Genomic DNA, 21,129 nt, shown 5'->3' with positions numbered 1-21,129 from the left:
AAATGGAGTGATTTCAAGTGACGAAGATTTACATCATCCGGCATTGTGCCGCTTCTGGACAGGAGCCGGGGGCAGAGCTTACGGAAACCGGAATGGCACAAGCTGTAGAATTAAGCGGCTTTTTGAGTGAGCTGGGGATCGAGCGGATCGTCTCGAGCCCGTATACCCGAGCCGTTCAATCAATCGCACCGTTAGCGGAGGCGTTGGCTGTAGAAATCGAAACCGACGAGCGTTTGAAAGAACGGGTCTTGAGTTCAGGAAACCTTCCCGATTGGTTCGAGCACTTGAAAAACACTTTCGATGACCACGAGCTCGTGCTTGAAGGCGGCGAATCCAGCAGACAGGCGCTGGACCGAATTTCACAAGTCGCAGACGAGCTTGAAAAAAGTGGCCAAACAGCAGCAATCGTTACCCATGGCAATATTATGGCATTGCTTCTGTCGCGTTATGTGGAAGGCTTCGGGTTTGAAGGATGGCGTGCTTTAAGCAATCCGGATGTGTTCATTTTGACTGACGCGCCAGATGGAAAGAGCGGGGAACGATTGTGGAATGAGGACTCTCGATGATTCAAGCGGTGCTGTTTGATTTGGACGGGACCTTGCTCAATCGGGATGCTTCAGTGGTGTCGTTTATCGACGATCAATACGAACGGATGCATGGATCTCTCGGGCATATTCCGAAAGAGTTGTACGTCGGCCGCTTTATTGAATTGGATAGTCGCGGCTATGTCTGGAAAGACCGGGTCTATGCACAATTGATCCAGGAATTTGAAATCGAACAGACAACGGTGGAACTTTTATTGGAAGATTATCTCGCCCATTTTCGTTTCCATTGCCATCCTTTCGATGGCCTTCAAGCAATGCTGGAGAGCTTGAAACAACAAGGCGTGAAGCTAGGAATTATCTCGAATGGCAAAGAAAAGTTCCAGTTGGATAATATTAAAGCCTTGGGAATCGAGAAGTGGTTTGATGTGATCTTGATTTCTGAAAGCGAGAATTTAAGAAAGCCCGATCCGCGGATTTTTGAAAGAGCGATGGCCAGCTTGAATGTCTTGCCTTCCCACAGTTTGTTTGTCGGGGATCATCCAACGACGGATGTAGAGGCCGCTAAAAATGCCGGCATGATCGGGGTATGGAAGAAAGATGCTGGGTGGAATGAAGCTGCGGCGGATTACGCTATAGATGAGTTGGACGAAGTGAATAGGATCGTCCAAGAGTTAAATGCATAAAATTAAATCAGGCTGTCGAGAAAGTTAAAAAGCCGTATTTTCCGAAGCTTATCGCTCGCTTTCCGTGGGGCGGGAATCGAGCCTCCTCACCCGCTATCGAAGACCCTTGTGCTCCCACATCTGCTCTCACATTTGCAAGCAAATGCATCGCAAAAAATATTGCAAGCAGATGCGTCGCAAATGAATGTTCTCAGCACAGCTTCGCTCATTCATTGTCTGCGGGGTCTCTCAAACCCGTCGCTTCGCTGCTCCCACAGGAGTCGAACGAACGCTTCTCCAAATACTGAGATAATTCGTTGATTTTTAATTGTGGAATAGTGTCACACTCTTTTCATTTATAGAAGATTATAGACTTCTTCAACACTCTGATTAAATTGTGTTCAGGCTAAGCTTCACTCAACTTGCATAGGGAGTGGCGGTGTATGAAAGCAGTCTTGTTATGGGGCAATTTATTGTTCAGCGGGTTTATGACGATTTCAATTTCCATGTTTTTTGCGGAAGGGGCCATCGGGGAAAATTACACGAATGAACGCTTCGTGGCACCTGAATTTCTCTGGATGATTCCACTGTGGGTAGTGGAGGCCGTTCTCGTCGTGATCTATTTCTATAAGAAGAAAACGGAAATGGTTTCCTACCCCGTCATTTTATTGATTAACTTTGCGTTGTGGATCAGCATTTTCTTCAGTACATGGGTGTGTATGCGCTTGGCAGTTTAACTTCAATGAAATAATGAAATTCGATCTCTGAGCATTTTCTTACGCCTTCCGAAACTTGAGCGGTACAATAAGGGAGGTAAAGGAGTGCTTATAGACATGACACAAAAAACATTTCAGCAGATTCCTGTGGCGGTGCTCGATTTGGCGCCAGTCAATGAAGGCAGCACCGCAACAGAATCATTTGCAAATAGCGTAGAACTTGCGCAGCACGTAGAGAATCTTGGGTTTAACCGCTACTGGCTGGCGGAGCATCACAATATGCCAGGCATCGGCAGTTCGGCAACGTCCGTATTGATCGGGCATATCGCCGGGAAAACCAATTCGATTCGCGTCGGTTCCGGAGGCGTCATGCTGCCGAACCACGCCCCACTGGTCATCGCGGAGCAATTCGGAACGCTTGCGTCATTGTATCCGGACCGCATCGACCTCGGCCTTGGCCGTGCACCTGGCAGCGACCAGGCGACGGCTTATGCTTTGCGCCGTACGCTTCACAGCACAGGCGACGAATTCCCTCAGCAAGTGATGGAATTGGAGAATTATTTCTCCGATAAACCGGTCGGCCGAGTTAAAGCGTACCCGGGAACAGGCATGGACATTCCGCTCTGGCTGCTTGGATCGAGCGGATTCAGCGCACAACTCGCCGCGCAAAAAGGCTTGCCGTTTTCATTCGCCAGCCATTTCGCGCCGGACTTCACAATGCAGGCGCTGCAGTTGTACCACCAGAATTTCAAGCCATCAGCGGCGCTTGATAGCCCGTATGCAATGGTCGGTGTGTCACTGATCGTGGCTGACACGCAAGAACGTGCGGAATGGCTCGCAACTTCTTCGCAGCAGCAAATGTTCGCGTTGATGAAAGGCGAACCGACGACCTTCCAGCCGCCAATTGATGATCTTGGCTCGGTGTGGACGCCGCGTGAAATCGTCATGTTCCAGGATAAGCTGAAATCCGAATCGATGATCGTCGGAACGCCGGAAGTGGTACGCGAGAAGCTTGCCGCATTTGTCTCGAAAACCCGCGCGAACGAAGTCATCGTCAATTCACCGATCTTCTATCAGGAAGACCGCCTGCATTCGTATTCGTTGCTTGCAGAAATGATGGAATAATTTGAGCACCAGCCCTGAGCTGGTGCTTTTTTCAATAGAAAATCCCCCTCCGGTTAAGAAGGGGGAGCAATCAATGAAGGTCTCGGGATTTGGCTTCGTCGTGCTTCATGATTTGCATTTCGATATCTTCATCGTTCCTTGCATAGTCTGGGCCGCCTTCGCCGATCATGTTCAAGATCGAATCGAATTCTTCAGCAAGCCAATCCCTCAATTCCTTCGGTTCCATGTCTTCGTCGATTCTTGCATAGTCCGGGCCGCCTTCGCCGATCATGTTCAAAATCGCATTGAACTCTTCATCGAGCCGCAATTCGACTTCTTTCCGTTCCACCCATTTGCGTTCCATGATGATATCCTCCTTCTGTTAAAATCGCAAGAACGACGGACAAGCTCTATTTTCACTTTTTATTATACAGATTATTCTGTCTTTTTAATATTAATTTGACTTAAAGGACTGGAACGATTTTTGCCGAAATGAATCATCAAGGAAGGATGTGTGACAGCAGTGGAAAAGGCGATAAAAGAACTGATTGGCGAGTCTTCAGGCCATGTCAGTGTGGCAATTAAATTCCGGGCAAGCCGAGTGTATATCAATAGTGAGGCCTCGACGCGTGCAGCGAGTACGATCAAATTGGCCCTGTTGTTCGAAGCGTGCCGGCAAATCGCAAATGGCACGCTGTCGGGCGGCCAGAAAATTGCGTTCGGGGGCAAACCGACCGGAGGAGCAGGCGTGCTGGACCATCTGCCATCACTTAAAGAATTAGCCTTATGGGATGTATTGACCTTGATGATTATCGTTTCCGATAATGCCGCCTCGAATACGGTGCTGGAGTTGCTTGGGAAAGAAACCGTCAATAAGGCGTGCAGCGATCTTGGTTTGAACAACACGAAAATCGAGCGGCACTTCATGGATTTCGAAGCGGCTGAAAAAGGGCTCGATAACCGAACCAGTGCAAGCGATATGATTCGCTTAATGGAAGCGTTCGCCATGCCAGGCGAATTGCCGGAGCGGGAGAGAAAGCGGGCCATGGAGATACTGGGTAATCAGCAAAGCCGCAAACTGACAGGAGCCATCGAGGAAGATGAAGTGCAGTTTTACGGCAAAGCCGGTGAACTGGCTGGCCTGCAGGCAGATGTCGGGGTTTTTGGGGAAGGAGAAAATGTCGCCATCGCTGCGGTTTTTGTGGAAGGGGCGGGTAATCCACTGGAAGCCCAACATTTGATTGCGAATATCGGGCTCTTAATCCATCAACAGATGAAATCAGTTACTTAAGAAATTTTAAAAATCCCCCGGGCCAATTTCTAGGCGAGGGGGATTTAGGCTTATTCAGCTAAATACTGTTGCATCGATTCAAAAAAGCGTGAAGATGTCTGCTCGAACCATTCAGAGTACGCCGATTCCGGATCTTCTGGAATGGTATAGGCAAGCTCGGTCCGCAAATCATCCGTCAAGGCCATCTTTTGGCGCGGGCCATCCGGCGTCAGCCAATTGAATTGCGCGCGGCGGTTGTCGTTGGCGAATTGGACCCAATCGGTCTCGGGTTCAGGTGAGTCGAACAGTGCTTCGCTTGAAATGAGCATCCAGCTTTCGCTTTGGTGCTTCGGCGGGAGCCATAAGCTCTTTTCCATCACGCCTTCTTCGACAGGGAAATCGTAGATCTCATGGCGCAGTTCCTGTACGCGTTCACCGTTTCCAAGCGACAAGCCGCGGGACACATAAATATTGCCTTGCAGCGTTTCGGTGTCTGCACTGCGAATGACGCCAAAGGGATTGCGCGTGGCATCAGTGCCGTATGTTTCTTCCTCTTGCTGCAGCATCGTGTCTTCATTCCAACGTGTAATCATGGCATCTTCCACGCCGCTGCGGTTCATCGAAAACGTAAACGGCATCCAGCCGGTATTTTCGACTTTGTCGAAGAGGAGGACATCACCGTTGGGCAAAGTTTCTTCCGTAATGGCCAGCGAACCGATTGACAAGGTCAGGAAGGTCAAAGGATAGATGTCAGTGGTGACATTTCCGTCTGTTTCCGTCTGTACTTTGCCGAGCGTGATGAAGGTCGGCTTGTCGATGCTGAGCTCAACGTCTTCGTGGGTATAAAGAGTTTCTTCATTTTTCAAAAACATGACTGCTGTAAAAATGATCAGTGCCATGAAAAACAAAGTAATGATCAATATGACAATCTTTCTGAACAAAATTTCCACCTCAAATTTCGGGTATTTCCTGCACTACCGATTATAGCACGAGGGAAACCCGAAAATGGGCGAGAGTTTTGAGCATCACATGAACGTTTTCCGTTACAGTACTTTATCCAGGAAATCGCGTGCGCGTTCGCTCGCCGGATGTTTGAAAAAGCTTTCAGGCTCGCCTTCTTCGACAAGGACACCGTGGTCCAAAAACAACACGCGGTCTGCGACTTCTCTCGCAAAGCCCATCTCATGGGTGACGACAACCATCGTCATGCCGGATTTTGCAAGATCTTTCATGACCTCTAATACTTCCTTGACCATTTCCGGGTCGAGTGCCGAAGTCGGCTCGTCGAACAGCATGAGTTCCGGTTCCATGGCAAGTGCGCGTGCAATCGCGACACGTTGCTTCTGGCCGCCGGATAAGCTATTCGGGTAGGCATCGGCTTTTTGTGCTAAGCCGACGCGCTCAAGCAATTGGCGTGCCTTTCCTTCAGCGTCGTACTTTTTGATGCCTTTCGCTTTCATCGGGGCATACATTAAATTCTCCAGCACCGTCATGTGGGGAAAAAGGTGGAAATGCTGAAACACCATGCCGATTTGCTGGCGGATTTTGTGAATTTCTTTTTTGGAGGCGGTCAAGTTCTTGCCATTGATTTCGATGCTTCCCGAGCTCGGTGTCTCCAGTAAATTCAAGCAGCGCAGAAAGGTTGATTTACCGGAGCCGGACGGGCCGATGATCGCGACGACTTCGCCTTTTTGGATACTGGTTGTAATATCGCTCAATACGAGGTTGTCCCCGAATTTTTTCGATAAAGCTTGTACATCAATCACTAAGCTTCAATCTCCTTTCGACCATGCGCCCGATTACCGTTAAGCCCATGACCAGGCACCAATAGATCAGGCCGACAAACAATAGCGGCTCAAAGTTGCGGAACAAGTCTGCCCCGACCACTTGTGCCCGGCGCATCAAGTCCAGGTAGCCGATCGTCGAGACGATGGCGGATTCTTTCGTTAAGGTGATGAATTCATTCATCAAGGCAGGCAGGATATTCTTCAGCGCCTGCGGCAAGATGATGTCTTTCATCATCGCACCGTACGGGACACCAAGAGCTTGCGCCGCTTCCAGTTGGCCTTTGTCGACCGCCTGGATGCCGGCGCGGATGATTTCCGAAATATAAGCGGAGGAGTTCAAGCCGAATGCGAGAATTGCGGATAGAAATGGCGAGATATCATAGCCGGTCAATTGGGGGATCGAATAGTAAATGATCATCAGCTGCAAGATAAGCGGCGTTCCACGAAAAATCGACGTATAAGCATCGGCGAACCATCTCAGCGGCTTTGCTGAACCGATTTTAAACAGTGCCAGCACGGTCCCGAGAATGGAGCCGAGAATGATCGCGAAAAAGACGAATTTTAAAGTCACCCAAATGCCTTCGAGCATGAAGGGAATATACGGGACGATTTGTGAAAAATCTAGATTCATAACAGTTCCAACTCTTTTCTAAGGGTGAATTTTACTGCTCGTCTGTGAGCCATTTGTCTTTTAGTTCATCGAGTTTGCCGCTCTCTTCCATTTCAGCGAGGACGGCATTGACTTCATCAACTAGGTCACTGCCTTTCGGGAAGGCAACAGCCATGCCAGGTGAGGCAGTCGTCGGATCGTCAAATGCATCGAGCCCCTGTGCTTCGATATAGCCGAGCGCAACTTGCTTATCCATATAGGCAGCATCGATGCGTCCGGAAAGGATCTCCTGGACCAATGCGCCGGAATCATCGAGCGCCTTTAGTTCAAAATCGATTGCTTCCTCCTCGATGATGCTCTTGGCGCCTTCTTCCTGGATCGTTCCGAGTTGGACGCCAACCGTCAATCCTTCCAGGTCTTCAAGCGTCTCGAGGCCTGAGCCTTTTTGGGAGACGAACATTTCACCGGAATGATTGTATTCCGTGGAGAAGTCGACGTTTTCCTTGCGGGCATCCGTCGCCGACATGCCAGCCAACACCAGGTCGACACGGTCATTTTGCAAAGCGCCGATCAAACCGTCGAATTTCATATCAGTGATTTTCAGTTCAACCCCAAGTTCATCTGCGATATAATTAGCAAGGTCGATATCAAACCCGACGATGTCGCCCTGTGGGTTGCGCGATTCAAAAGGCGCGAACTCAGCGGATGTACCCATTTCCAATACCTCTTTTTGTTCGGCAGCTCCAGTCGCTGTGTCTTCTTGGCCGCAAGCTGTCAATAGCAGTGCAGAAACGCCGCCTGCAAGTAAGTATGATTTTTTCATAATAATTCCCTCCGTTGTATTTTTATTCGATAAAATGAATCTTAACACGACGACACGACAAGTAAAAGAGTTTTTATACATATTTATGAATAATTATTAATTCAAATAGTTCAGAAAACTGGAGTGTGAAATGATGAAAACTTTGCTTTTGACAGGATTCGAACCTTTTTTGGAATACACGGTCAACCCGACGATGAGAATTGCGGAGAAATTGGACGGCGAACAGATTGGCGGATACCGCATCATCAGCCGCATCTTGCCGGTCAATTTTAATCATTCAGGTGAACTGATAGTGCAATGGATCGATGAGTTGAAGCCTGATGCAGTCGTTTCTTTGGGGTTCGCAGCTGGCCGCTACAAGATTACACCTGAGCGTGTCGCACTTAATGTGAAAGATGGAGATGCGGATAACGAAGGCTACCAGCCGATTGATGAACCGATTTCTGCGCAAGGGCCCGACGCTTATTTATCGACCTTGCCGGTACGCAAGATGACAAAAGCTTTGATTCAGGCAGGGCTTCCAGCGGAGATTTCCAATACAGCTGGTGCATATCTATGCAATAATATTATGTATGAAGGGCTTCATTACGCAGCTACGAACAAGCCGGAAATGCTGTCGGGCTTTATCCATATACCGGCGGATCACCAATTGGCAATTGAACACGGAAAGCTGCCGAGCTGGTCCCATGAAGACTTATTGCGCGGCGTGCGGATTTGTTTGGAAACGATGGCTGAAGAAAGATAATGAAACTTAAAAAGACAGAGCCTTGGAGCTCTGTCTTTTTATTGTGAGCAGAAATAGATGGGAGAGCAATTCACAGCAAAAGAGTGAATATTCTTTATAGAATATAATGGCATTTTTTGTGAATTGCAGTAGGATAGATTTAACAAGAGTTTTAGGAATGGAGGTGCCTTATGCTTGAAACGGAGCAGCTGACAAAAAAATTCAAAGATACCATTGCGGTCGATGATGTGAGTTTGGTGCTTAGGCAAGGGGAATCGGTTGGACTATTGGGGCCGAACGGGGCTGGCAAGTCCACGGCGATTGCCATGATTTCCACGTTGATGAAGCCGAGCTCGGGAGATGTGAAGCTTAACGGCAAGAGCGTGTTGAAAAAGCCTGGTGACATGCGCCGTGTGCTTGGCGTCGTGCCGCAAAAAATAGCCTTATACGAAGAGTTGAGCGCTTATGAGAACTTGAAGTTCTTTGGCCGGCTATACGGATTGTCGGGAAACGAGCTCGAACAGCGCATCGATTATGTGCTGGAACTCGTCGGTTTGGCAGACCGGAAAAAAGAGCTGGTCAAAAATTATTCTGGAGGCATGCAGCGGAGGGTCAATTTGGCAGCAGCGATGATGCATGAACCGGAAGTGCTGATCATGGACGAACCGACAGTCGGCATCGACCCGCAATCGCGCAACCACCTGTTAGAGACAATCCGCAAGCTCAACCAGGACGAAGGAATGACGGTCCTCTATACGAGCCATTACATGGAAGAAGTGGAAAAGCTCTGTGACCGCGTCTACATCATGGACCACGGAAAAGTCATCGCGGAAGGAACGAAAGAAGAGCTCAAAGCGATTTTGTCGGATCAGGAAACGGTAATGATCGATTTCGACCAAAGTTATCCGGAACTCTTTACAAAACTCAGCGAAATAGAAGGGGTGCAGCAGGCGACAGCTGAGGAGCATAGCTTGAAGCTGATCATCCCGAAAGGAACAAGATTGCTTGCGGCTTTGTTCCACGAAGCGGAACGCTACGGGGCCCAAGTGGTCAACGTCAATGTCCAGACGCCGACCCTTGAAGACGTATTCCTGCGGCTGACTGGTCGCAAATTAAGGGACTGAGGAGGGGAGCTTTATGAGCGCTTTTTTGATAAAAGACATCATGTTATTGCTCCGCGACCGTTCCGAACTATTGATACTTTTAGCGATGCCTTTTTTACTCATCGCGATTCTCGGCTTTTCACTGCGCGGCATTTTTTCAGGGGATTTGGAAGCTTTGGAAATGGACATAGCGCTTGTGTCACAAGAGGACGAAGCGCAGGCAGTGGCGTCGCTTCAAAGTGATATCGAGGAAATGGGGCTGCCACCGGAAGAAACACAAGCGCTGAAACAGGCGGCTGAATCGGCCAGTCCGCAAACGATGCTTGTCTCCCTTCTGGAAGATGAGAGTTTGAGTGAATTAATAACGATTGAACGGATGGGCCGGGCAGAGGCGCAAGAAAGCCTGGATGAAGAAACGGTGGATGCGGTCATTACCTTGCCGCAAGGGTTCACAGAAGATTCCCTAAGAAATATGCTGTTTGGCGAAAGCAAAAGCGGCGAACTGGAATTGCTGGTAGCGGATTTATCATCTCCGCAAACAGATGTTCTCAAGTCCATCCTCAACGAATTTGTGCGCACCGTAAATTTTGAAGCATCGATTTCCAGGCTGTCGGGACAACAATCGGCAACGGAAGTGTCTGGCGGCATCGAAACGATCACTGCACGTCAGCCGATCACTTCGTTTCAATACTATACGATCGGCATGGCCGTCATGTTTGTGTTGTTTGTCGGGTCCACAATTGCCGGACAGGCGAATCTTGAACAAAAGCAGATGGTTTTCGACCGGATCCGTTTGTCGAACCGGCCGCCGCTGCTGTATTTGAGTAGCAAGGCCATCGCTGCAGCGGCAATTGTCTCGGTGCAGCTTACTTTATTGTTCGGCTTGTCGGCGTTGTTGTTCCAGACATTTGCAGCGGATTCTTGGGCTTTTTGGTCGGGGATCGCCATCATTTCCATCGTACTGGCATTATCGGTCGGTTGCCTCGCAGCTCTGATGGTCGCTATAACCTTGAGACTTGAAAGCGATGCCGTGCCAGCGATTTTCTCAGGCGGTGTCATTTCCCTAATGGCGTTTGTCGGCGGCAGTTTTATGCCGCTTGACGGCATGCCCGAAATGCTTCGGGCGATCGGCAATTGGACCCCGAACGGAGCGGCGCTGTCCGCCTATTTTTCCTGGCTGTTAGAACCTGAGCTCGGCCAATTGACAGGTCCGCTCTTGCGGATTGCGGTCGTAGCAGTAATCTTCTTGCTATTGGCACTCGCCATATTTCCGAGAAAGGGGGGAGCGGCATGAAAGCTGTGTTCTTACTGCAATGGCGCCGTTTTTACCGAAAACCCCTGCTCGTGTTGGCGATGTTTGGGCTTACCGTCATTTTCGTCTCTGTTACAGCGGCAGGCGGGCAAAGCGGGCCGCAAATGATTCCCGTCTATGCGGATAAATCAATGAACAATCAGCAAGCACAAACTTGGATTGAACGTTTGAACGGCGGAGAACAATTCCAGTTTGAATTAATGTCCGAATCCGAAGCCCGTTCATATGTAGCGGAAGGAGACGTCTCCCAAGCCGTCAATTTGCTTGAAGCTGATTACCGTTTGCTTGTCGGCAGGGAAGATCCGGCGCGTTTTACCTTGGATTCGTTCCTGAGACGCATCTATTCAGAAGAATTGCGTCTCGAAAATGCGGAGCAAACGACACCAGGAATCAGGTCGGAAATGGAGTCGGCCTTGTCTGAACCGGCGTTAACGCTATCAGTTGAATCGCTGCAAGGCGAGGAAGACAGTTTTCAATACAATGGGCAGCTTCAGCTATTGTTTGGCATGACCTTGTTCTTTGTCATCTATACGATCATGTTCAGCCTGGTACGCATCGTGGATGAAAAGAGGACAGGGACCTGGAGCCGGATGATCATTTCGCCGGTCCGCAAATGGCAGATGTATCTTGGCCATCTGGGCTATAGTTTTTTGATCGGTTTTTCCCAGATTACGCTTATTTTCCTATTGTTCCGCTTTGCGTTCGGCTTTGAGCTAGGGGATCGATTCTGGCTATTGATCGCCATTGCGGCATGTTACACATTTTCCATCGTCGCACTCGGGCTGTTGATTATCTCGCTCATCACCAAACCGCAGCAGCTTGGTGCCGTCATTCCGATTGTCGCGACAGGAATGGCGATGGTGGGCGGGGCGTTCTGGCCGATTGAGCTGGTGACCAATGAAATCCTGCTCGCGGTCTCGAAAGCATTGCCCATCACGTACGGTTTGCAGGCGTTAACGAGTGTCGCCGTCTACGGAAACGGCCTGCAGGCGGTCGCGATTCCGTTATTGCTGTTGCTTGGTTTCGGCAGCATCTGCATGGCGATTGCCATCCGTTTGATGGAATGGCGCAGCGCTTCATAATAAAAAAAGAATCGCTATGTGCGATTCTTTTTTAAATAATTTCCCAATTACGTTCAGAGGCGAGTGTTCGCAGTCGCGGTTCGGGACGAACAGCGACGGGATTGCCGACAAGTTCCAGTACAGGTACATCTGACAGGCTGTCGCCGTAGGCATAGCTGTTTTTCCAATCGATTGCTTGATCGCCAAGTGCTTCCAAGATCTTTTCGGTTTTGAGCGGCCCCTGGATATGGATAACAGGTGTTCTGTGTGCAAGAATATCTGCTTCATAAGGAACTTCTGTACCGATGATTTTCTCAATCGGCAATTCCTTCGTTACGGCATGCAAGAGCGGCGTAAATGCGCCGGAGACGAGCATGCAATAGTCTTCGTTGGAGACGTGCTGCTTTAGGCGCTCGACGACTTCGTGGTTGAAATCATCGTGCATGAGTTCGGCGATTTCGCCGAAGTATTCTTCCAGTTCTTGTTTGGAAAAAGTCTCGAGTGCGGCGAGGTAGGCCTGGACGGAACGAGCCCTCATTTTCGCTTCCGGGTAGATTTTCAGTTTATGGCCGATATATGGCGGCATGATGGCACGGTAAAATTTACGGTATCTGCGGCTGTGGATCGGGTGGTTCTTTAAATGGTTCATCATCAATTGAAATGTCTCTTTTGCATATAAAGTGCCATCGAAATCGAATATGGCGACGCGCATAGAATCCCTCCACTTTCATTTTCCTGCTGTTTCCATCATAGCGGAAACCTCCAGTTTTCACCAAGTATGTTTAGCCCTTTTCTTCACGAGGGTATGGAAAAGAAACGATGAAGCTGGAGGGGTAGACATGGCAAAGCAACGAATCACGGTCGGATATGTGGAATTGACGCAAGACGAATCGGACCGCCTGTTTGAAAAAGTGAAAGAATCGAGAGGCATCGACTCATACGGAGAACTCCAAAGTTTGATGGAAGACTACGATGCGACTGTCGAAGAGCCGGTCAAGCAACCGCTCAAGGAAGTGCTCGATGAAGAGGAAGCACCGGAAGAACCTGCGCAGCAAGGCATGCGTTATATCAATATTTTCAACGCTATCGAAGCTGATGAAAGCTACCGCATTGAAGCATCAAACCAGGAATGAACGATAGAAAAGGGAGATCCGATTATGGATCTCCCTTCTTTATTGTCTATTCGTCTTTATTCGCGATGCAGCGTTCGCATTCGTAGATGATCGATTCGCGGCGTTCCTTGATTTCACAACCGCATTCCCGGCATTCTTTACGTGTACGCGTCTCAAATGTTTGCATGTTTTTCATAGTGATCTCCTCCAGTTATTAGGTTAGTTTTTCGTACCCTGGCAGCGTCAAGAATTCAGCAAAATCACTTTGCAACGTGAGACTTGTAAACAACTCGCGGGCTTCCGCGTAGTGTCCGGTGTTATAGCGTTCTTCGCCGACCGTTTGTTTGATCAACGCATCTTCTTGTTCGATGATTTCGTGGAACAAGCTGACGTCGACGTTGCGGCCATCATCCAGTACGCCTTTCGGATGGCGAATCCATTGCCACACTTGGGAGCGGGAAATTTCCGCTGTCGCCGCATCTTCCATCAAATTATTGATCGGTGCAGCCCCGTTTCCGGAGAGCCAAGAGGCGATGTACTGGATGCCGACCGAGATATTGGAGCGGAGGCCTTGTTCAGTGATCGAGCCTTCCGGAACTTCGACCAGCTGCTCTGCGGTCACGTGGACATCGTCGCGCTGTTTGTCGATTTGGTTCGGCGTTGGCATGTATTTGTCGAATTGCTCCATCGCCGTCTGGACCATGCCTGGATGGGCGACCCACGTGCCATCATGTCCATCCGTCACTTCACGGCGTTTGTCTTCGGCAACTTTGTTGAAAGCGGCCGTGTTTGCTTGGTCATCGCCCTTGACCGGGATTTGTGCAGCCATGCCACCCATCGCCGGAGCGCCTCTTCGGTGGCAGGTTTTGATGCACAGCGAGGTATAGGCTTTCATGAATGGAACCGTCATCGTTACTTGGGAGCGGTCCGGGAAAATGTATTCCGGATTGTTGCGCATCCGCTTGATGACAGAGAAGATGTAATCCCAGCGGCCGCAGTTGAGTCCCGCAGAATGGTCGCGCAGTTCGTAAAGGATTTCGTCCATTTCGAATGCTGCCATGATCGTCTCAATCAACACCGTCGCCCGGATCGTGCCTTGCGGAATGCCGAGCTCATCTTGTGCAAAGATGAACACGTCGTTCCAAAGTCGGGCTTCCAGGTGGCTCTCAAGCTTCGGCAAATAGAAGTAAGGGCCAGTGCCGCGGTCAATCAGTTCTTTCGCATTATGGAAAAAGTAAAGTCCGAAATCGACAAGGCTGCCGGAAGTCGGCTTTCCATCGATGAGAAGGTTCTTCTCCGGCAAATGCCAGCCGCGCGGGCGGACCATCAAGACGGCAGTTTTTTCGTTGAGCGCATATTTCTTGCCGGTTTCAGGCATTTCAAAATCGATTTGCCGGCGAATTGCATCACGCAAATTGACTTGTCCGTCGATGACGTTGTACCAGCTTGGCGCTGTAGCGTCTTCGAGGTCCGCCATGAACATCTTCGCGCCGGAGTTCAGCGCGTTGATGAGCATTTTGCGGTTGGTCGGGCCGGTGATTTCCACTCGGCGGTCTTTCATATCTTCCGGAAGGGGGGCGATCTTCCAGTCCCCTTCACGGATTTCTTTCGTTTCAGGAAGGAAGTCTAGCTTCTTGCCGCTATCGAGTTCTTGTTGGCGCACCTGGCGTTTTTCCAGAAGTTCGATCCGACGCTTGTCGAAACGAGTGTGCAGCTTCTCAATGAACTCCAGCGCTTCAGGAGTCAGGATCTCCTCCATGCCTGGAACTGCTTCACCTGTAATCTGTACATTCGATTTCGTCAGCAATCAAATCACCCTTTCACTGTCTGGAATTGTTCGGTTTCAGTCGAGCCTTTCATCGCCGTCGTTGAACTAGTTCCGCCGGAAACGATTTGTGAGATCTCATCGAAGTAGCTTGTGCCCACTTCGCGCTGGTGGCGAGTTGCTGTGTAGCCTTTTGATTCTGAAGCGAATTCAGCTTGCTGCAATTTCGAGTAAGCAGCCATGCCGTTGTCTTTGTAGTCGTAAGCCAGTTCGAACATGCTGTGGTTGAGTGCATGGAATCCTGCAAGTGTAACGAATTGGAATTTATAACCCATCTTGCCAAGTTCAACTTGGTATTTCGCGATGGTTTCCTCATCAAGCTTCGCAGCCCAGTTGAATGAAGGCGAGCAGTTGTACGCAAGCATCTTGCCCGGGAACTGTGCATGGATGGCATCAGCGAATTGCTGTGCTTCTTCCAAGTTCGGGTGGGACGTTTCGCACCAGATCAAGTCAGCGTATGGTGCGTAAGCAAGGCCGCGGGCGATTGCCTGGTCGATGCCTGGGTTTGTGCGGTAGAAGCCTTCCGGTGTGCGTTCGCCGGTGATGAACTGGTGGTCGCGCTCATCGATATCGCTTGTGATCAAGTCTGCTGCATCTGCATCCGTACGTGCGATGATGAGTGTCGGAACGCCCATGACGTCAGCTGCAAGTCTAGCAGAGACAAGATTTTTCACTGCGTTTTGAGTCGGAAGCAATACTTTCCCGCCCAAGTGTCCACATTTTTTCTCGGAAGCGAGTTGATCTTCAAAGTGAACGCCAGCTGCGCCAGCTTCGATCATTGACTTCATCAATTCGTATACGTTAAGGGGGCCGCCAAATCCAGCTTCAGCATCTGCGACGATCGGTGCGAACCAGTCGAAGCCTTCTGTGTTTTCGACACTGTCGATTTGGTCTGCACGCTGCAATGCACGGTTGATTTTGCGGACAACATCCGGAACCGAGTTAACCGGGTACAAGCTTTGGTCAGGATACATTTGGCCTGCGGAGTTTGCGTCCGCTGCTACTTGCCAGCCGCTCAAGTAAATCGCCTGGAGTCCTGCTTTTACTTGCTGGACTGCCTGGTTGCCAGTCAGTGCACCGAGTGCGTTGACAAAAGGCATTTCGTTAATCTGGCGGTAGAGGCGATCTGCACCGCGTTTCGCGAGTGTATGCTCGATCATGACTGATCCGCGGAGTTTGACAACATCTTCCGCTGTATATGGACGCTCGATGTTCTCCCAGCGTTTATCTTCCTGCCATGTTTTGTTCAGTTCCTCGATTTGCTGTTGTTTGTTTACCATTCCAACCATCCCTTTCCGGTGTAGAAATATTTTTAAAATCAACTGTATTAATACAGTTTGTTTTGATGTATATTAATATATAACAGAATATTCAGCCTGTCCTGAAAAAATGACAAAAGCCGATATAGGCGGATAAGAGGCGGAATATTCGGACGAATGGACTTGAAAGGGGAAATGACTATGGCAAACACTGTATTGGAACAGGTAGGATTCATCATCGGGGACTGGATTCCGAAAGAGGCATCGATCGCGGTTGCAGCCGATAATCGGTATATCTACTATAAAGCCGGTGTCCACGATCTCTCCATTAAAGAAGGGCAGCCAGTATCATCCGGCACCATTGCGGCACGCGTTGCAAAAGAAGGCAGCAAAGTCGAGATGTATGTTGAAGAAGCTGTTCTTGGATCTGCTTATTACGGCATTGGCTACCCGATTACCATCGACAACCGAGATGCCGTGCTGGTCATCACTTTGCCGCCCGATTATGTGGTAGGGAGAAAAAAGCCGCTCGCCTTTTTGACAGGCAAGCAAGACGACAGTTGGCGGCCGATTCCCGTCGAGAAAGTATCCCATATCGAAAGCAGCCAAAAGAAAACCTGGTTCTATGCAGATGAAGATCCATATTGTTCGAGCCATACACTGAAGAACCTGAAAGAACAATTGCCCGATTATTTCCTGACCGTCCATCGTTCATTTATCGTCAACGTGCATTATATAGAAGAAATCGCAAAAGACGTCGCCTCGAATTATGTTTTGACTTTGCGCGATGGCTCAACGATTCCCGTCAGCCAAAACTATACAGCCGAAGTGCGCAGCCGCCTCGGATTTTAACAATTTTTACAATTCGTTCGGCAGGAAATGGGGGCGGCAAGTGGAATACACTATGCAGAACATAAAACGAGGGGGAAGGTGGAGGCTGATATGACAATCTGGCCTAAATCCAAGCTCGGCAATATATCTGTGGTCTTCACGGTCGTCCCGCTGCTATTGGCACTGCTCATCGCGCTTGCCGGTGCATTCCAGGAGTTGCCGCTGGCATTTGAAGGGGAAATGACCGATAATTTGCTTTTGACGTTTCTGCTGCTGATGTCCCTTGCTTCATTTGTCGTTGCGTTGGTCTCTGGCATTACTTCGATGTTGATACGGAGAGAACGTTCCATGGCAGTCATTGCCTCGGTCGTCGTCTCTATCATCGCGCTCGTCGTTTCGTGGAATTGGTGGATATAAGTTTCTTCCATATAAAAAAGCCGTTGGAAAGCAACGGCTTTTTTGTTTGTGTATTTATTTTCCCTGTTCACTTCGTTGGTTTTTAAGTTTCTCGATAAGCTCTTCCTGGTCTTGTTCCATGTCTGATGTTGCAGGGATAAAAGGGCTTTCGTTGTAATCCATCCGTTTCCCATACCGCAGCATCTCGTAAATAATCATGCCGTTATTGGGCATGCCCCCTTGCATTTTCATCGGCACCACATCAAACAATAGGTAAAAAATAGCGTAGAAAATAAATCGATCCCAAAAAGTCATGAATGACTGTAGGACGCCATTAGCAAGGAGCGCATTGAGTGACAATGCCAGAACAAGCGTCATCATGATAGGGCTCCCATATAAAAAAATATAAGCGAATTTATTGTCTCTCTTCAATGAATCGTAAGAAAACCAACTGTACAATTGATAGTACTTGCGTACATCGAATATCCCGATTTTAAAAACACGCGGTCCTGAGCCGATCGTCAGCCTCGGATTTTTCACCCCGACAACGCCGCTGGCAATCAGATATCCCGTTTCCCTTATGAGAATCGTTAATGGCAGTATGATAAAAGCGGAAATCACGAGTGAAATAAAATCAGAAAAACCGAACATCGAATTCTCCTTTCTGTCTTTGTTAACAACAAAAAGTATATAAATAGGATTATTATGCAAAATAAAAACACCAAAAAGAAGCTTCCGCTCTCTTGGTGTTACTCCAGCTCAATTGTCTGGCTCACTCTACCGAATTATTAAAATATGGGACAATCAATCACTGGAAAAGGGGCGACATTCGCGCATGAACGATGGCCTGACCCTGTTATGGAGCAGAATTAATTCTATGGTTTTATGATAGCCATTGATGTAGGCGATGTCAAAATATCCAACACCTTATATTAAGGGGGAATGTAGCAATTGATGACTGCCCCATGGATAGAAGTCAGGAAAGTGAAAGATTTACATACGGTATAACGAAATGTGAAAATGCTGTAATAATAACAAATTAATGATTGTTATTTTTAATAAAAGGGTACTTAAGTAGTGGTGGATATAAAATAAAACAGGAAAGTAGGGAGGTAAAATGACTGAACTTCATTTGACACCTGTCCCTCCAGCCAACCAGAAAGAGCCACGAACGCCGAAAGGGAAGAAACGGCTATCTAAAGTTCTCTTATCATTTGCGCTAGTCTCATCCGCAGCAGCGGCAGGCCCTATCCTGTCACCCAGTGCAGCTACCGAAGTGGCCAGTTATTACATTGTCCAAAAAGGGGATACGTTCTACAGCATCGCGAAAAAGTATGGCTTGGTGGTGGAACAGCTGATGGCGGCGAACTTCACGACGAGCACGAAAATCATCGTTGGGCAAAAAATCGCCATCCCGCATAAAACCCAACCATGGTCCGGAAACCAGGAAGATTTAAATGCAAGAAATTATCAAGTGGTCAAAGGGGATACTTTGTACTCCATTTCCAAACGAACAGGCGTGTCGATCGACAGCATTAAGAAAATGAACAATTTGACATCAGACTTGATCATGATCGGACAAGTCTTGACGCTGTACCCAGATGTCGGAGTAATTGAGCGGACTTCTGCAACGTACTATGTGAGGTCAGGCGATACGAAATACACGTTGCGAAATAAATTCGGCAACACCATCACTTTGCCCAGCAGAGAATTGCAAGTACTCCAGCCGCTTAAAATCACTGGGAAAGTTCTTGAACTCACCACTGAAGAACCATTCGGGCTGGCAGATGGCCGCGTGATCGAAGTGAAAGTCGGCAATGATTACTATGCGGTCAACCTTTACCAAGGAAACGAGCCTATCCAGCATCTGGCGGATCGCAATGATCTTAGGCTGACATTTACGGTCGTACGGGTCGGCGAACGCTATGAAATGGTTTCCTATGCGGTGCAAGAACTGGAATAGCAAATGGTGTAGGTGTTTGGACGGCTAGCGAAAAATCACCCCGAACTAATTGTCGGGGTGATTTTTTATGGTCGCGCATTGTATTTCATGCTTGTTGAAATTTCTTCCCGGCATAAGAGGGCATCCCTATTTTTTCACAGACGAGAATCTCCCGTAGGAACAATGACTTTTTCGCGATGCAGCGGTCAATTATCGTGAACCCTGCTTGTTCGATCATATGGTCGATTGGTTCGATGGTGACGACAAGCAGTTTTTCGGTGACCGGCAAAGCGTGTTTCAGGATTTCCTGTTGTTCATCGGGGGTTGCGTGGGTGTACAGGTTATAGGGCATGTCGATGATGGCGACGTCATATTGCTCTGTAATGTCGGCAATCGCACCCAAGTCAACCGATCCCGACAAGCCGAAGTGCGCGATGTTTTCCCGCGAACCGTCAACGACAAGCGGATTGATATCCCGGCCGACGATGTCGATCCCCATCGATAAAGCTTCGACGAGCACCGTCCCGATTCCGCAGCAAGGGTCGATCGCTTTAACTCCCTTCGGATCCGGTACGGCAATATTGGCGATGGCGCGAGCGGTTTTCGTGCTGAGAGCAGTTGAGTATTCACGCGGTTTTTGCTGATGTTTGAACCAGACCGACTCGCTCAATTGATAGATGCCGAAATGCCAGCGGCCACCATATGGAATCAACCCAAATATGATATTGGGGTTGTGGACATCGGCTTTTCCTTTAATCACAAAGCCGATCTGGCGCTCCATGTCACGCTTTTCGTCAAAATCCACTTGCTCAGCCGCCTCCAAGCCGTTGATTTTCGGAAAGATCACTTTAAATGTGGAATCCTCCATGTCCAATCCACCAGCCCGTTTTACAATATCCGCGAATTCGGCTTCTTCAAACAAGAGCTCGATTCGTTCCTTGATGAATGGGCTTCGCCCTGGGGCGATGGCGCGGTTGCTTTTGATGACTTTTCCGCCAGTGTCCGTTCCAAAAAATGCGCGCATTTCCAATTGGCATAAATCCTTCTCGTCTTGATGATAAGCATAGGTATATATAAATCCGCCTGTTGGCGATAATGGTTTCAATTCATCCCGTCCTTCTTGAAGCTTGTTATCTTGAACAGTATACCAATTGTCTCGAATCAAAAGCGATAAAAGCGGTTAATGGGCTTCCAAATGGTGAGTTAGTTTATGAAACAACAGAGACGCCTCACCAAAGGAGGAATAACAGGAGTTGAGCCGAATTGTAAAGCTAGAAGAAACTGGAAACATCACTTTGGGGTTTCTAAATCAGTTGAAGGGGTGGACAGATGAAAAACATAGGTGTATTGCCGTTAATCGGCATGATCCTTATGGCGATCCTGTCATTCGCCAATTTTTCAGGAGTCGAAATTGCGGGACTTGCCGTGATCATCGGCATCATTTTCTTTTTTATCATTAAACGGAGAGAAAAGCAGTCTTCTAGCGAAAGTGGATTGGACCTCCGGAACGTGCCGAAGAATTTGAAACACAAAGGCATCTGGCTGTGGATCATTCTTCCGGTAGTGGTGAATTTGGTCAGCATCGGTATTGCCATCGTCTTTTTGCCTGATTATCTCGTGCATGTCGTCGCGAGAACCGAAGCTTTTCTATCCTGGGATTTGCTGTTGCTGTTAGTTTTTCAATTAGCCTTTTTCGCCTTAGGGGAAGAGATTGCATGGCGTGCTTTTTTCCAAAATCAATTGGGCAAAGCGATGCCCATTCTTCCGGCATTGCTGCTATCGTCGTTGCTCTTTGCACTCGGCCATGCCGCTTTAGGAGATACGTCTATCGTTGTATATGATTTATTCTTTGTGTTCATCAATAGCTTGCTTTACGGGATTGTCTTTTACAAAACAGGCAATGCCTGGATCAGTGCCATCTCACATTTTTTGGCGAATTTTTCGTCCGTGGTATTCTTTTTATGGATTTATTGAGTTGATAGACGAATAGAAATCCCCGGCAACTTTGTGTAAACAAAGTTGCCGGGGATTTTTGGTGTGGATAAAA

25 protein-coding genes are annotated in these 21,129 nt (G+C 48.6%); 14 read left to right on the top strand and 11 right to left on the bottom strand.

Annotated features, from left to right (window positions below; translation table 11 throughout):
- Positions 1-17: 17 nt before the first annotated feature.
- The 4 genes from M1Q06_RS11670 to M1Q06_RS11655 all read left to right on the top strand — a co-directional run bounded on the left by M1Q06_RS11670 (position 18) and on the right by M1Q06_RS11655 (position 3,048).
- A complete protein-coding gene (locus tag M1Q06_RS11670; protein WP_434399679.1) occupies positions 18-566 on the top strand; it encodes a histidine phosphatase family protein in 549 nt (182 codons plus the stop codon).
- Positions 563-1,228: an HAD family hydrolase gene (locus M1Q06_RS11665; RefSeq protein ID WP_434399678.1), complete on the top strand. Its 666-nt coding sequence runs from the start codon at positions 563-565 to the stop codon at positions 1,226-1,228. The genes M1Q06_RS11670 and M1Q06_RS11665 overlap by 4 nt, the downstream gene beginning before the upstream one ends.
- Positions 1,229-1,650: 422 nt before the next feature.
- A complete protein-coding gene (locus M1Q06_RS11660; protein WP_434399677.1) occupies positions 1,651-1,944 on the top strand; it encodes a hypothetical protein in 294 nt (97 codons plus the stop codon).
- 96 nt (positions 1,945-2,040) lie between these two features.
- A complete protein-coding gene (locus M1Q06_RS11655) occupies positions 2,041-3,048 on the top strand; it encodes an LLM class flavin-dependent oxidoreductase (protein ID WP_434399676.1) in 1,008 nt (335 codons plus the stop codon).
- 70 nt (positions 3,049-3,118) lie between these two features.
- Here the strand turns inward: M1Q06_RS11655 and M1Q06_RS11650 are convergent, their stop codons facing one another.
- Entirely contained in the window at positions 3,119-3,391 is a 273-nt protein-coding gene (locus tag M1Q06_RS11650) for a hypothetical protein (RefSeq protein WP_058383306.1), read from the bottom strand.
- Between the two features lie 159 nt (positions 3,392-3,550).
- On the opposite strand from M1Q06_RS11650, the gene M1Q06_RS11645 reads away from it, so the two are divergent.
- Entirely contained in the window at positions 3,551-4,318 is a 768-nt protein-coding gene (locus tag M1Q06_RS11645) for a serine hydrolase (protein ID WP_434399675.1), read from the top strand.
- 50 nt (positions 4,319-4,368) lie between these two features.
- On the opposite strand, the gene M1Q06_RS11640 is transcribed toward M1Q06_RS11645, so the two are convergent.
- From M1Q06_RS11640 to M1Q06_RS11625, 4 genes are all read right to left on the bottom strand, one after another.
- Positions 4,369-5,238 carry a hypothetical protein gene (locus M1Q06_RS11640; protein ID WP_434399674.1) on the bottom strand — a complete coding sequence of 290 codons (870 nt, stop codon included), beginning with the start codon at positions 5,236-5,238 and terminating at the stop codon, positions 4,369-4,371.
- A gap of 102 nt (positions 5,239-5,340) precedes the next feature.
- A complete protein-coding gene (locus tag M1Q06_RS11635; protein WP_434399673.1) occupies positions 5,341-6,063 on the bottom strand; it encodes an amino acid ABC transporter ATP-binding protein in 723 nt (240 codons plus the stop codon).
- Positions 6,056-6,715 carry an amino acid ABC transporter permease gene (locus M1Q06_RS11630; RefSeq protein ID WP_101190766.1) on the bottom strand — a complete coding sequence of 220 codons (660 nt, stop codon included), beginning with the start codon at positions 6,713-6,715 and terminating at the stop codon, positions 6,056-6,058. The genes M1Q06_RS11635 and M1Q06_RS11630 overlap by 8 nt, the downstream gene beginning before the upstream one ends.
- 31 nt (positions 6,716-6,746) lie before the next feature.
- The gene (locus M1Q06_RS11625) at positions 6,747-7,517 is read right to left on the bottom strand and encodes an ABC transporter substrate-binding protein (RefSeq protein ID WP_434399672.1); all 771 of its coding nucleotides are present in this window, start codon (positions 7,515-7,517) and stop codon (positions 6,747-6,749) included.
- Between the two features lie 133 nt (positions 7,518-7,650).
- Between M1Q06_RS11625 and pcp the strand changes: the two genes are divergently transcribed.
- The 4 genes from pcp to M1Q06_RS11605 all read left to right on the top strand — a co-directional run bounded on the left by pcp (position 7,651) and on the right by M1Q06_RS11605 (position 11,738).
- On the top strand, positions 7,651-8,262 hold the full coding sequence (gene pcp, locus M1Q06_RS11620; protein ID WP_434402870.1) for a pyroglutamyl-peptidase I: 612 nt from the start codon (positions 7,651-7,653) through the stop codon (positions 8,260-8,262).
- 170 nt (positions 8,263-8,432) lie between these two features.
- Positions 8,433-9,365 (top strand): ATP-binding cassette domain-containing protein, encoded by a 933-nt coding sequence (locus tag M1Q06_RS11615; protein ID WP_434399671.1) that lies wholly within the window; start codon positions 8,433-8,435, stop codon positions 9,363-9,365.
- 13 nt (positions 9,366-9,378) lie between these two features.
- A complete protein-coding gene (locus M1Q06_RS11610; RefSeq protein ID WP_434399670.1) occupies positions 9,379-10,638 on the top strand; it encodes an ABC transporter permease in 1,260 nt (419 codons plus the stop codon).
- Positions 10,635-11,738, top strand: a complete 1,104-nt coding sequence (locus M1Q06_RS11605) for an ABC transporter permease (protein WP_434399669.1) — start codon at positions 10,635-10,637, stop codon at positions 11,736-11,738. The genes M1Q06_RS11610 and M1Q06_RS11605 overlap by 4 nt, the downstream gene beginning before the upstream one ends.
- A gap of 31 nt (positions 11,739-11,769) precedes the next feature.
- Here the strand turns inward: M1Q06_RS11605 and M1Q06_RS11600 are convergent, their stop codons facing one another.
- Positions 11,770-12,429 (bottom strand): HAD family hydrolase, encoded by a 660-nt coding sequence (locus M1Q06_RS11600; RefSeq protein WP_058383315.1) that lies wholly within the window; start codon positions 12,427-12,429, stop codon positions 11,770-11,772.
- 127 nt (positions 12,430-12,556) lie between these two features.
- On the opposite strand from M1Q06_RS11600, the gene M1Q06_RS11595 reads away from it, so the two are divergent.
- Positions 12,557-12,850: a hypothetical protein gene (locus tag M1Q06_RS11595; protein WP_058383316.1), complete on the top strand. Its 294-nt coding sequence runs from the start codon at positions 12,557-12,559 to the stop codon at positions 12,848-12,850.
- A 46-nt stretch (positions 12,851-12,896) separates the two neighbouring features.
- On the opposite strand, the gene M1Q06_RS11590 is transcribed toward M1Q06_RS11595, so the two are convergent.
- Genes M1Q06_RS11590 through aceA form a run of 3 tightly spaced genes read right to left on the bottom strand, consistent with a single transcriptional unit; the run spans position 12,897 to position 15,934 of the window.
- Positions 12,897-13,025, bottom strand: a complete 129-nt coding sequence (locus M1Q06_RS11590) for a YhfH family protein (RefSeq protein WP_194098862.1) — start codon at positions 13,023-13,025, stop codon at positions 12,897-12,899.
- Positions 13,026-13,043: 18 nt separating this feature from the next.
- Positions 13,044-14,636, bottom strand: a complete 1,593-nt coding sequence (gene aceB / locus M1Q06_RS11585; RefSeq protein ID WP_434399668.1) for a malate synthase A — start codon at positions 14,634-14,636, stop codon at positions 13,044-13,046.
- Positions 14,637-14,641: 5 nt separating this feature from the next.
- Entirely contained in the window at positions 14,642-15,934 is a 1,293-nt protein-coding gene (gene aceA, locus M1Q06_RS11580) for an isocitrate lyase (RefSeq protein WP_121297941.1), read from the bottom strand.
- Positions 15,935-16,114: 180 nt separating this feature from the next.
- On the opposite strand from aceA, the gene M1Q06_RS11575 reads away from it, so the two are divergent.
- The gene (locus M1Q06_RS11575) at positions 16,115-16,765 is read left to right on the top strand and encodes a LytTR family DNA-binding domain-containing protein (RefSeq protein ID WP_121299462.1); all 651 of its coding nucleotides are present in this window, start codon (positions 16,115-16,117) and stop codon (positions 16,763-16,765) included.
- A gap of 90 nt (positions 16,766-16,855) precedes the next feature.
- The gene (locus tag M1Q06_RS11570) at positions 16,856-17,161 is read left to right on the top strand and encodes a hypothetical protein (RefSeq protein ID WP_434399667.1); all 306 of its coding nucleotides are present in this window, start codon (positions 16,856-16,858) and stop codon (positions 17,159-17,161) included.
- Positions 17,162-17,215: 54 nt separating this feature from the next.
- Here the strand turns inward: M1Q06_RS11570 and M1Q06_RS11565 are convergent, their stop codons facing one another.
- The gene (locus M1Q06_RS11565) at positions 17,216-17,851 is read right to left on the bottom strand and encodes a hypothetical protein (protein ID WP_434399666.1); all 636 of its coding nucleotides are present in this window, start codon (positions 17,849-17,851) and stop codon (positions 17,216-17,218) included.
- A 406-nt stretch (positions 17,852-18,257) separates the two neighbouring features.
- Between M1Q06_RS11565 and M1Q06_RS11560 the strand changes: the two genes are divergently transcribed.
- Positions 18,258-19,103 carry a LysM peptidoglycan-binding domain-containing protein gene (locus tag M1Q06_RS11560; RefSeq protein WP_434399665.1) on the top strand — a complete coding sequence of 282 codons (846 nt, stop codon included), beginning with the start codon at positions 18,258-18,260 and terminating at the stop codon, positions 19,101-19,103.
- An 85-nt stretch (positions 19,104-19,188) separates the two neighbouring features.
- Here M1Q06_RS11560 and M1Q06_RS11555 read toward each other — a convergent pair whose 3' ends face one another.
- A complete protein-coding gene (locus M1Q06_RS11555; RefSeq protein WP_434399664.1) occupies positions 19,189-20,187 on the bottom strand; it encodes a TRM11 family SAM-dependent methyltransferase in 999 nt (332 codons plus the stop codon).
- A gap of 224 nt (positions 20,188-20,411) precedes the next feature.
- On the opposite strand from M1Q06_RS11555, the gene M1Q06_RS11550 reads away from it, so the two are divergent.
- Entirely contained in the window at positions 20,412-21,056 is a 645-nt protein-coding gene (locus tag M1Q06_RS11550) for a CPBP family intramembrane glutamic endopeptidase (protein ID WP_434399663.1), read from the top strand.
- Positions 21,057-21,129: the final 73 nt, after the last annotated feature.

The sequence above is a fragment of the Planococcus sp. 11815 genome, from assembly GCF_051096385.1.
Taxonomy (GTDB): Bacteria; Bacillota; Bacilli; order Bacillales_A; family Planococcaceae; genus Planococcus; species Planococcus citreus.
This window is presented reverse-complemented; position numbering and strand designations above follow the sequence as displayed.